Genomic DNA, 11,187 nt, shown 5'->3' with positions numbered 1-11,187 from the left:
ACTGACGAAGTCAGTAACATATACGTACGGCAAGGCAACGTTGACGCGGTTTGAAGAGATTCTCGAAGAGTTTCAAACATATGCAATTATTTCTGAAAGAGTACAGTTAGGAGAGGGTTATGCCGATTCGAATTGATAGAAAATTACCAGCTGTTGAGATTTTACGGACAGAGAATATCTTTGTCATGGATGATCAACGTGCGGCCCACCAAGATATCCGTCCTTTGAAGATTTTAATTTTAAATCTCATGCCACAGAAAATGGTCACAGAAACCCAGTTGTTGCGCCATTTGGCTAATACGCCCCTGCAATTGGATATTGATTTTCTCTATATGGAGAGCCATCGTTCTAAAACAACTCGTTCAGAGTACATGGAGACCTTTTATAAAACCTTTCCTGAAGTCAAGGATGAGTATTTTGATGGGATGATTATCACGGGTGCTCCAGTTGAGCATTTACCATTTGAGGAAGTGGACTATTGGGAGGAATTTAGCCAGGTGCTTGAGTGGTCCAAGACCCATGTCTATTCGACCCTTTATATCTGTTGGGGGGCTCAGGCTGGTCTTTATCTGCGTTATGGAGTGGAAAAATACCAGATGGACAGTAAGTTATCGGGTATTTATCCTCAGGACACTTTAAAAGAAGGGCACCTTCTTTTAAGAGGCTTTGACGATAGCTATGTTTCCCCTCATTCTCGGCACACGGAGATTTCTAAGGAAGAGGTCTTAAACAAAACCAATCTCGAGATTTTATCAGAGGGTTCTCAGGTTGGGGTTTCGATTTTGGCTAGTCGTGATTTGCGTGAAATTTATAGTTTTGGGCATTTGGAATATGACCGTGATACCTTGGCAAATGAATATTTCCGAGATCGTGATGCAGGTTTGGATCCTCATATTCCAGAAAATTACTTTAAGGATGATGATGTCAACCAGACACCTTGTCTTTGTTGGTCTTCATCAGCAGCCCTCTTTTTCAGTAACTGGGTGAATTATGCGGTCTATCAGGAGACGCCTTTTGACTGGAGAAAAATAGAAGATGATGCATCTACATTTGGGTATTTATAAGAGGAATTATGACATATTTAGACGCTTTTAAATCAGGGAACTTGGTTTTACCGAGTGCCCTGCTCTTGCATTTTAAGGAACTCTTTCCTTCTAGCGACGATTTTCTGGTTTGGCAATTTTTCTATTTGCAAAATACGACAGGCTTAGAAGAAATGTCGCCAAGCCAGATTGCTGAAAGGATTGGCAAGGAAATTTCGGATGTCAACCAGTCCATTTCCAATCTGACGGAGAGGGGACTTCTCCAGTATCGTACTATCGAATTAAATGGCGAAATCGAATTGCTTTTTGATGCTAGTTTGGCTTTGGAACGTTTGGATGACTTGCTTGGAGCTATTGCTTCGAGTTCAGACCAGTTGATACCTCAAAATCATCTTAAGGATTTGGTGGAAACCTTCCAGCAGGAGTTGGGACGCTTGTTGACGCCTTTTGAGATTGAGGATTTGATGAAGACACTAAAGGAAGATGGAACCAGTGCTGACTTGATTAAGGAAGCTCTTCGTGAAGCTGTTTTGAATGGAAAACCAAACTGGAAGTACATCCAGGCGATTTTGAGAAACTGGCGACATGAAGGTATCAAAAGTGTGGCTCAAATCGAGGCTAAGCGGGCAGAAAGAGAAGCAAGCAATCCTCAGTTGACACAGGTATCGGCAGATTTCAGAAATGCTATGGATCTCTGGAAGGATTAATCCATGTCAGCAGGCTTGAAATCCGAGTAAGATTTGCAAGCTGTGTCTAATTGTGATAAAATAAATAGAAAATAAATTGAAAAAAGAGGTATGTGAAATGTCACGTAAACCATTTATCGCTGGTAACTGGAAAATGAACAAAAATCCAGAAGAAGCTAAAGCATTCGTTGAAGCAGTTGCGTCAAAACTTCCTTCATCAGATCTTGTTGAAGCAGGTATCGCTGCTCCAGCTCTTGATTTGACAACAGTTCTTGCTGCGGCAAAAGGTTCAAACCTTAAAGTTGCTGCTCAAAACTGCTACTTTGAAAATGCAGGTGCCTTCACTGGTGAAACAAGCCCACAAGTTTTGAAAGAAATCGGTACTGACTACGTTGTTATCGGTCACTCAGAACGCCGTGACTACTTCCATGAAACTGACGAAGATATCAACAAAAAAGCAAAAGCAATCTTTGCAAACGGTATGCTTCCAATCATCTGTTGTGGTGAGTCACTTGAAACTTACGAAGCTGGTAAAGCTGCTGAATTTGTAGGTGCTCAAGTATCTGCTGCATTGGCTGGATTGACTGCTGAACAAGTTGCTGCATCAGTTATCGCTTACGAACCAATCTGGGCTATCGGTACTGGTAAATCAGCTTCACAAGACGACGCACAAAAAATGTGTAAAGTTGTTCGTGACGTTGTAGCTGCTGACTTTGGTCAAGAAGTTGCAGACAAAGTTCGTGTTCAATACGGTGGTTCTGTTAAACCTGAGAACGTTGCTTCATACATGGCTTGTCCAGACGTTGACGGTGCCCTTGTAGGTGGTGCGTCACTTGAAGCTGAAAGCTTCTTGGCTTTGCTTGACTTTGTAAAATAATCAGTAAGTAGCAAAAGCTAGGTGGAACAGCATTCAGATGTCTGTTCCATTTTTTATAGGAGAGGAAAGATTGAAAACAAAATTTGTATGTATAGGGCTAGCAAGCCTTTGCTTACTTGGCGTAAGAGTTTCAGGAATTGCGGCAGATGAAACAAGTGGAAGCACAGTTTCAGAAAAATCTAGTCTATCAACAGGAACTTCATCAACTAGTAGCAATGAACAGAGAAACAGTGTCTCTGCCCACTGGGATGGAGATTATTATGTAAAGGCTGATGGTTCTAAAGCTCAAAGTGAATGGATTTTTGATAATAACTACAAAGCTTGGTTTTATCTCAAATCAGACGGTCGTTATGCTCAAAATGAGTGGCAGGGCAATTACTACCTGAAATCAGGTGGCTATATGGCTCAAAACGAGTGGCTTTATGATAATAATTACAAGAGTTGGTTTTATCTCAAGTCAGATGGGGCTTATGCTCATCAAGAATGGCAATTGATTGGAAATAAGTGGTACTACTTCAAGAAGTGGGGTTACATGGCTAAAAGCCAATGGCAAGGAAGTTATTTCTTGAACGGTCAAGGTGCCATGATGCAAAATGAATGGCTTTATGATCCAGCCTATTCTGCTTATTTTTATCTCAAATCCGATGGAACTTATGCTAACCAAGAGTGGCAAAAAGTGGGCGGCAAATGGTACTATTTCAAGAAGTGGGGCTATATGGCTCAGAATGAGTGGCAAGGCAACTACTATTTGACTGGAAGTGGTGCCATGGCGACTGATGAAGTGATTATGGATGGCGCTCGCTATATCTTTGCGGCCTCTGGTGAGCTCAAAGAAAAGAAAGATTTGAATGTCGGCTGGGTTCACAGAGATGGTAAACGCTATTTCTTTAATAATAGAGAAGAACAAGTTGGAACCGAACATGCTAAGAAAGTTATTGATATTAGTGAGCACAATGGCCGTATCAATGATTGGAAAAAGGTTATTGATGAAAATGAAGTAGATGGTGTCATTGTTCGTCTAGGTTATAGCGGTAAAGAAGACAAGGAATTGGCGCATAACATTAAGGAGTTAAACCGTCTGGGAATACCTTATGGCGTCTATCTCTATACCTATGCTGAAAATGAGACTGATGCTGAGAATGATGCTGAACAGACCATTGAACTTCTGAAGAAATACAATATGAACTTGTCTTACCCTATCTACTATGATGTTGAGAACTGGGAGTATGTGAATAAAAGTAAGCGTGCTCCGAATGATACAGGTACTTGGGTTAAGATTATCAACAAGTACATGGAGACGATGAAGCAGGCGGGTTATCAAAATGTGTATGTCTATAGCTATCGTAGTTTATTACAGACGCGTTTAAAACACCCAGATATTTTAAAACATGTAAACTGGGTAGCGGCCTATAACAATGCTTTAGAATGGGAAAACCCTCATTATTCAGGAGAAAAAGGTTGGCAATATACCTCTTCTGAATACATGAAAGGAATCCAAGGGCGCGTAGATGTCAGCGTTTGGTATTAAGCTCTGATTAGAAAGAGGGATGTGATAGTAGCACCCTCTTTTTCTTTGTTTTATGATAGTTTATCCTCGAGTAAATTCAAGAACTTGCTCGGAAATGAATCTTATACTCAATGAAAATCAAAGAGCAAACTAGGAAACTAGCCGCAGGCTGCTCAAAACACTGTTTTGAGGTTGTAGATAAGACTGATGAAGTCAGTAACTATATCTACGGCAAGGAGACGTTGACGTGGTTTGAAGAGATTTTCGAAGAGTATTATATAGTAGATTGAATATAGACCAGAACATTGCGGTTGCTAAAACATTTTTAGAAATTCATTTGTCTTTCCTAATCGACTTGGTTACATCTTATTTCAATCTATTATAGTCTTGGGGAATTTCTTCAAACCACATCAGCTTGGTCAGTTCTACCTGCGACCTCAAAACTTGTGCTTTGGTCAAGCTGGGTTTAGTTTCCTAGTTTGCTGATGGATTTCCATTGACTATAAGCATCCAACCCTCTTTTCGTCTTCTAAAGAATTCTTAAATTATCAGTCTATTGCAACTTTTCTCATGTGGGTTATTTTGCTTGCTATTGGTTTTCCTTAGTAGTATACTAAGGTAGTAATCATTAAGAAGTGGTTACATAAAAATAATGAATGAGGTAAAATAAAATGGTAGAATTGAAAAAAGAAGCAGCAAAAGATGTCGCAACATTAACAAAAGCAGCGCCAGTAGCATTGGCAAAAACAAAGGAAGTTTTGAATCAAGCTGTTGCTGATTTGTACGTAGCCCACGTTGCTTTGCATCAAGTGCACTGGTACATGCGTGGACGCGGTTTTATGGTATGGCATCCAAAAATGGATGAGTACATGGATGCTCTTGATGGTCATTTAGATGAAATCAGTGAACGATTGATTACACTCGGTGGTAAACCATACTCTACTTTGACAGAGTTCCTTCAAAACAGTGAAATCGAAGAAGAAGCTGGTGAATACCGCAATGTTGAAGAAAGTTTGGAACGTGTCCTTGTTATCTACCGTTACTTGTCAGAACTTTTCCAAAAAGGTTTGGATGTTACTGATGAAGAAGGTGATGATGTGACAAATGGTATCTTCTCAGACGCTAAAAATGAAACGGATAAAACAATCTGGATGCTTGCCGCAGAACTTGGACAAGCACCTGGTTTGTAAGAAACAAGGCAACATAGATAAATCTGTAGGAAATTTCTTACAGATTTTTTCTATTTTGTAAGCTATTCCAAACCAGTCTTTTTTTGAGTTTTTTGATAAAATAGTACTATCAGTAAAAAGGATGGAAGCATGACTAAGAAAATCGTAGCTATTTGGGCCCAGGATGAAGAGGGTGTGATTGGTAAGGATAATCGTCTGCCTTGGCATTTGCCAGCAGAACTGCAACATTTCAAGGAAACAACTCTGAATCATGCTATCTTGATGGGGCGGGTAACCTTTGATGGGATGGGACGTCGCTTGCTTCCACAACGGGAGACCTTGATTTTGACACGTAACACGGAAGAAAAGATAGATGGGGTTGCTACTTTTCAGGACGTCCAGTCTGTTCTCGACTGGTATCAGGCTCAAGAAAAGAATCTCTACATTATCGGTGGGAAGCAGATTTTTCAGGCTTTTGAACCCTACTTAGATGAAGTAATTGTCACTCACATTCATGCTCGGGTGGAGGGAGATACCTATTTTCCTGAGGAGTTTGACTTATCTCTTTTTGAGACAGTTTCAAGCAAATTCTACGCCAAAGATGAGAAGAATCCTTATGATTTTACCATCCAATATCACAAGAGAAAGGAAGTCTAATGGAACGGAGTTTATTTGGTTTATTCACGGCTTTTCTGTGTTTCATCTGCCTTCTGGCAGGAGCACAGGCTTTTCGTAAAAAGCGTTACGGGCTTTCTATCCTCCTTTGGTTAAATGCCTTTACCAATCTGGTCAATAGTATTCATGCTTTTTACATGACCTTATTTTAGATAGAATGACAGTATAGAATGGAAGGAAATCATGTCTACAAATAGAAAAAATGATATGATGGTTTATTGCTCATTTTGTGGCAAAAACCAAGAAGAAGTACAAAAAATAATTGCTGGGAACAATGCTTTTATTTGTAATGAATGCGTGGAGTTGGCTCAGGAAATCATTCGAGAAGAATTGGTTGAGGAAGTCTTGGCAGACTTGTCTGAGGTGCCAAAACCAATCGAACTCCTCCATATCTTGAACCACTATGTAATCGGTCAAGATCGTGCCAAGCGTGCCTTGGCAGTGGCGGTTTATAACCACTACAAACGTATCAACTTCCACGATACGCGTGAGGAGTCAGAAGATGTGGATTTGCAGAAGTCAAACATTTTGATGATTGGCCCAACTGGTTCAGGGAAAACTTTCCTTGCCCAGACCTTGGCTAAGAGCTTGAATGTGCCTTTTGCGATTGCGGATGCGACAGCTCTTACTGAGGCTGGTTATGTGGGTGAGGACGTGGAAAATATTCTCCTTAAACTCTTGCAGGCTGCTGACTTTAATATCGAGCGTGCAGAGCGTGGGATTATCTACGTGGATGAAATTGACAAGATTGCCAAGAAGAGCGAGAACGTATCGATCACACGGGATGTTTCTGGTGAAGGGGTGCAACAAGCCCTTCTCAAGATTATCGAGGGAACTGTTGCTAGCGTGCCGCCTCAAGGTGGACGCAAACATCCGCAACAAGAAATGATTCAAGTGGATACTAAAAATATCCTCTTCATCGTGGGTGGTGCCTTTGATGGTATTGAAGAAATTGTCAAACAACGTCTGGGTGAAAAGGTTATCGGCTTTGGTCAAAATAATAAAGCAATTGATGAAAACAGCTCTTACATGCAAGAAATCATCGCAGAAGATATTCAAAAATTCGGTATTATTCCAGAGTTGATTGGACGCTTGCCTGTCTTTGCAGCCCTTGAGCAATTAACGATTGATGACTTGGTTCGTATCTTGAAAGAGCCAAGAAATGCCTTGGTCAAACAATATCAAACCTTGTTATCTTATGATGATGTCGAGTTGGAATTTGACGACGAAGCTCTTCAAGAGATTGCCAATAAGGCCATCGAACGGAAGACAGGGGCGCGTGGTCTTCGCTCCATCATCGAAGAAACCATGCTAGATGTCATGTTTGAAGTACCGAGTCAGGAAAATGTGAAATTGGTTCGCATCACAAAAGAAGCTGTCGATGGAACGGATAAACCAATCTTGGAAACAGCCTAGAGGTGACTATGGAAATCAATACACATAATGCTGAAATCTTGCTCAGTGCAGCCAACAAGTCTCATTATCCGCAGGATGAACTGCCAGAGATTGCCCTAGCAGGGCGTTCAAATGTTGGTAAGTCTAGTTTTATCAATACCATGCTGAACCGTAAGAATCTGGCTCGTACGTCAGGGAAACCTGGGAAAACTCAGTTGCTCAACTTCTTTAACATTGACGACAAGATGCGCTTTGTGGATGTGCCTGGCTATGGCTATGCCCGCGTTTCCAAAAAGGAACGTGAAAAGTGGGGGCGCATGATTGAGGAGTACCTAACGACTCGAGAAAATCTTCGTGCAGTGGTCAGTTTGGTGGATCTCCGTCATGACCCGTCAGCAGATGATGTGCAGATGTACGAATTTCTCAAGTATTACGAGATTCCGGTTATCATCGTTGCGACCAAGGCGGACAAGATTCCTCGTGGTAAATGGAACAAGCACGAATCAGCAATCAAAAAGAAATTAAACTTTGACCCAAGTGACGACTTTATCCTCTTTTCATCTGTCAGCAAGGCAGGAATGGATGAGGCTTGGGATGCAATCTTAGAAAAATTGTGAGGAAAAGAAAATGGCAAAAACAATACATACAGACAAGGCTCCAAAGGCTATCGGACCCTATGTTCAAGGAAAAATCGTTGGCAACCTTTTGTTTGCTAGTGGTCAAGTTCCTCTCTCTCCTGAAACTGGAGAAATCGTTGGAGAAACGATTCAAGAACAGACAGAACAAGTCTTGAAAAACATCGGTGCTATTTTGGCAGAAGCAGGAACTGACTTTGACCATGTTGTCAAAACAACTTGCTTTTTGAGCGATATGAACGACTTTGTTCCTTTTAACGAGGTTTACCAAACGGCCTTTAAAGAGGAATTCCCAGCTCGTTCAGCAGTAGAGGTAGCTCGTCTTCCTCGTGATGTAAAAGTCGAAATCGAAGTCATCGCAGAGATTGGATAAGCTAGTTGAAGTTTGGTGTTGCCAAACTTCTTTTGATATAAGGAGAAAAAGATGACAAAGAAACAACTTCACTTGGTGATTGTGACAGGAATGAGTGGTGCAGGCAAAACTGTAGCCATTCAGTCCTTTGAGGATTTGGGTTATTTTACTATTGATAATATGCCGCCAGCTCTCTTGCCTAAGTTTTTGCAGTTGGTGGAAACAAAGGAAGACGATCCTAAGTTGGCCTTGGTAGTGGATATGCGTAGCCGTTCTTTCTTCTCGGAGATTCAAACTGTTTTGGATGAGTTGGAAAACAAGGAAGAACTGGACTTTAAAATTCTCTTTTTGGATGCAGCTGATAAGGAATTGGTCGCGCGTTACAAGGAAACCAGACGGAGTCACCCACTAGCTGCAGATGGTCGGATTTTGGATGGAATCAAGCTGGAACGTGAGCTCTTGGCGCCTTTGAAAAATATGAGCCAAAATGTGGTGGATACAACTGAACTCACTCCTCGTGAGCTACGTAAAACCATTGCAGAGCAGTTTTCAGATCAAGAACAAGCCCAGTCTTTCCGTATCGAAGTCATGTCTTTCGGCTTTAAATATGGAATCCCAATTGATGCAGACTTGGTTTTTGATGTGCGCTTTTTGCCAAATCCCTACTACCTTCCAGAGCTGAGAAACCAAACGGGTGTGGATGAACCTGTTTATGACTATGTCATGAATCATCCTGAGTCAGAAGATTTTTATCAGCATTTATTGGCCTTGATTGAGCCGATTTTGCCAAGTTACCAAAAGGAAGGGAAGTCTGTTTTGACCATTGCCATGGGTTGTACAGGTGGACAACACCGTAGTGTGGCCTTTGCTAAACGCTTGGCGCAGGACTTATCCAAGAATTGGCCTGTTAATGAAGGGCATCGCGACAAAGACCGGAGAAAGGAAACGGTAAACCGTTCATGAGAAAACCAAAGATAACGGTGATTGGTGGAGGTACTGGGATCCCCGTCATTCTTAAAAGTCTGCGTGAAAAAGATGTGGAAATCGCTGCTATCGTAACGGTGGCGGATGATGGTGGTTCATCAGGTGAACTCCGAAAAAATATGCAGCAATTGACACCGCCAGGTGATCTTCGTAATGTCCTTGTGGCCATGTCGGATATGCCTAAGTTTTATGAGAAAGTCTTTCAGTATCGCTTTTCCGAGGATGCCGGAGCCTTTGCTGGCCATCCATTGGGCAATCTCATTATTGCAGGTCTGTCAGAAATGCAGGGTTCGACCTATAATGCCATGCAGTTATTGAGCAAGTTTTTCCATACAACTGGGAAGATTTATCCTTCCAGCGACCATCCTTTGACCTTGCATGCAGTCTTTCAAGATGGGACAGAAGTGGCTGGAGAGAGTCATATCGCAGACCATCCAGGCATGATTGACCATGTCTATGTAACCAATACCTTCAACGATGATACACCTCTGGCCAGCCGTCGAGTAGTCCAGACCATTCTTGAAAGTGACATGATTGTCCTCGGACCTGGTTCTCTCTTTACCTCTATTTTGCCCAATATCGTGATTAAGGAAATCGGGCAGGCGCTTTTGGAAACCAAGGCAGAAATCGCCTATGTCTGCAATATTATGACCCAACGTGGGGAGACAGAACACTTTACAGATAGTGATCACGTGGAAGTCTTGCATCGTCACCTTAGCCGACCTTTTATCGATACGGTCTTGGTGAATATCGAAAAAGTGCCTCAAGAATACATGAATTCCAATCGCTTTGATGAATACTTGGTCCAGGTGGAACATGATTTTGCTGGTCTTTGTAAGCAAGTTCCGCGCGTGATTTCATCCAACTTCCTTCGTCTGGAAAATGGCGGTGCCTTCCACGATGGAGATTTGATTGTGGATGAGTTGATGCGGATTATACAGGTGAGAAAATGAGTTTCACAGTAGCAGTAAAAGAAGAAATCCTAGGTCAACACCATCTGAGCCGGTATGAATTATCTGCCATTATCAAAATGTCTGGTAGCATCGGTCTCTCGACTTCGGGCTTGACTTTGTCAGTTGTGACAGAAAATGCCAAACTGGCCCGTCACCTCTATGAGTCCTTTCTCCATTTCTATGAAATCAAATCGGAAATTCGTCACCACCAACGGAGCAATCTTCGCAAGAATCGGGTCTATACCGTTTTTACAGATGAAAAGGTGCAGGATTTGTTAAGTGATTTGCACTTGGCAGACTCTTTCTTTGACCTGGAAACAGGTATTGATGAGGCGATTTTATCGGATGAGGAAGCAGGTCGTGCTTATCTTTGTGGTGCTTTCTTGGCAAATGGAAGTATTCGTGACCCTGAATCAGGTAAGTACCAGTTGGAAATCAGTTCTGTTTATCTGGACCACGCGCAAGGAATTGCCTCCCTTCTCCAACAGTTTTTACTGGATGCCAAGGTGCTTGAGCGCAAGAAGGGGGCTGTGACCTATCTCCAGCGAGCAGAAGACATTATGGACTTCTTGATAGTAATCGGAGCCATGCAGGCACGGGATGATTTTGAGCGGGTTAAGATTTTGCGAGAAACCCGTAACGACCTCAATCGGGCTAATAATGCCGAGACAGCTAATATCGCTCGGACAGTTTCTGCCAGCATGAAGACCATTAACAATATCAGTAAAATAAAAGATATTATGGGCTTAGAAAATCTGCCAGTGGATTTGCAGGAAGTAGCGCAGTTGCGGATTCAGCACCCAGACTACTCTATCCAGCAGTTAGCAGATAGCCTCAGCAATCCCCTTACAAAAAGTGGTGTCAATCACAGACTCAGAAAAATCAATAAGATAGCCGATGAATTATAACGA

Annotated in this window: 14 protein-coding genes; all 14 read left to right on the top strand. The window is 42.0% G+C overall.

Translation table 11 applies throughout. The features are described from left to right. Positions 1-119: 119 nt before the first annotated feature. Positions 120-1,064 (top strand): homoserine O-succinyltransferase, encoded by a 945-nt coding sequence (gene metA, locus HT687_RS06595; RefSeq protein ID WP_023937474.1) that lies wholly within the window; start codon positions 120-122, stop codon positions 1,062-1,064. Between the two features lie 8 nt (positions 1,065-1,072). Next, positions 1,073-1,750, top strand: coding sequence for a DnaD domain-containing protein (locus HT687_RS06590; protein ID WP_000221595.1), 678 nt, complete (start codon positions 1,073-1,075; stop codon positions 1,748-1,750). A 97-nt stretch (positions 1,751-1,847) separates the two neighbouring features. Continuing rightward, positions 1,848-2,606, top strand: a complete 759-nt coding sequence (gene tpiA / locus HT687_RS06585) for a triose-phosphate isomerase (RefSeq protein ID WP_000087893.1) — start codon at positions 1,848-1,850, stop codon at positions 2,604-2,606. 37 nt (positions 2,607-2,643) lie between these two features. Then, positions 2,644-4,134: a choline binding-anchored murein hydrolase LytC gene (lytC, locus tag HT687_RS06580; RefSeq protein WP_007284876.1), complete on the top strand. Its 1,491-nt coding sequence runs from the start codon at positions 2,644-2,646 to the stop codon at positions 4,132-4,134. Positions 4,135-4,244: 110 nt separating this feature from the next. Further along, entirely contained in the window at positions 4,245-4,403 is a 159-nt protein-coding gene (locus tag HT687_RS11920; RefSeq protein WP_023934140.1) for a hypothetical protein, read from the top strand. A 381-nt stretch (positions 4,404-4,784) separates the two neighbouring features. Then, positions 4,785-5,303 carry a Dps family protein gene (locus HT687_RS06570; protein ID WP_023937471.1) on the top strand — a complete coding sequence of 173 codons (519 nt, stop codon included), beginning with the start codon at positions 4,785-4,787 and terminating at the stop codon, positions 5,301-5,303. A 129-nt stretch (positions 5,304-5,432) separates the two neighbouring features. After that, complete coding sequence (locus tag HT687_RS06565) at positions 5,433-5,939, top strand: dihydrofolate reductase (protein WP_000162465.1); 507 nt, start codon at positions 5,433-5,435, stop codon at positions 5,937-5,939. Then, entirely contained in the window at positions 5,939-6,109 is a 171-nt protein-coding gene (locus HT687_RS06560) for a hypothetical protein (protein ID WP_000442276.1), read from the top strand. The genes HT687_RS06565 and HT687_RS06560 overlap by 1 nt, the downstream gene beginning before the upstream one ends. A 31-nt stretch (positions 6,110-6,140) precedes the next feature. Continuing rightward, on the top strand, positions 6,141-7,373 hold the full coding sequence (clpX, locus tag HT687_RS06555) for an ATP-dependent Clp protease ATP-binding subunit ClpX (protein ID WP_000106340.1): 1,233 nt from the start codon (positions 6,141-6,143) through the stop codon (positions 7,371-7,373). Positions 7,374-7,381: 8 nt separating this feature from the next. Then, entirely contained in the window at positions 7,382-7,969 is a 588-nt protein-coding gene (gene yihA, locus HT687_RS06550; RefSeq protein ID WP_000405202.1) for a ribosome biogenesis GTP-binding protein YihA/YsxC, read from the top strand. Positions 7,970-7,979: 10 nt separating this feature from the next. Next, a complete protein-coding gene (locus HT687_RS06545) occupies positions 7,980-8,360 on the top strand; it encodes a RidA family protein (protein ID WP_001140420.1) in 381 nt (126 codons plus the stop codon). 51 nt (positions 8,361-8,411) lie between these two features. Beyond that, entirely contained in the window at positions 8,412-9,302 is an 891-nt protein-coding gene (rapZ, locus tag HT687_RS06540; protein ID WP_023937468.1) for an RNase adapter RapZ, read from the top strand. Beyond that, the gene (locus tag HT687_RS06535; RefSeq protein WP_001231073.1) at positions 9,299-10,276 is read left to right on the top strand and encodes a YvcK family protein; all 978 of its coding nucleotides are present in this window, start codon (positions 9,299-9,301) and stop codon (positions 10,274-10,276) included. Before rapZ ends, HT687_RS06535 begins: the two co-directional genes overlap by 4 nt. After that, on the top strand, positions 10,273-11,184 hold the full coding sequence (gene whiA, locus HT687_RS06530; RefSeq protein WP_000011298.1) for a DNA-binding protein WhiA: 912 nt from the start codon (positions 10,273-10,275) through the stop codon (positions 11,182-11,184). Before HT687_RS06535 ends, whiA begins: the two co-directional genes overlap by 4 nt. Positions 11,185-11,187 lie beyond the last annotated feature (3 nt).

Source organism: Streptococcus sp. 1449 (assembly GCF_013276805.1).
GTDB lineage: Bacteria > Bacillota > Bacilli > Lactobacillales > Streptococcaceae > Streptococcus > Streptococcus pseudopneumoniae.
The sequence above is the reverse complement of the archived record's forward strand: the minus strand, read 5'-3'. Positions and strand labels throughout refer to the sequence as shown.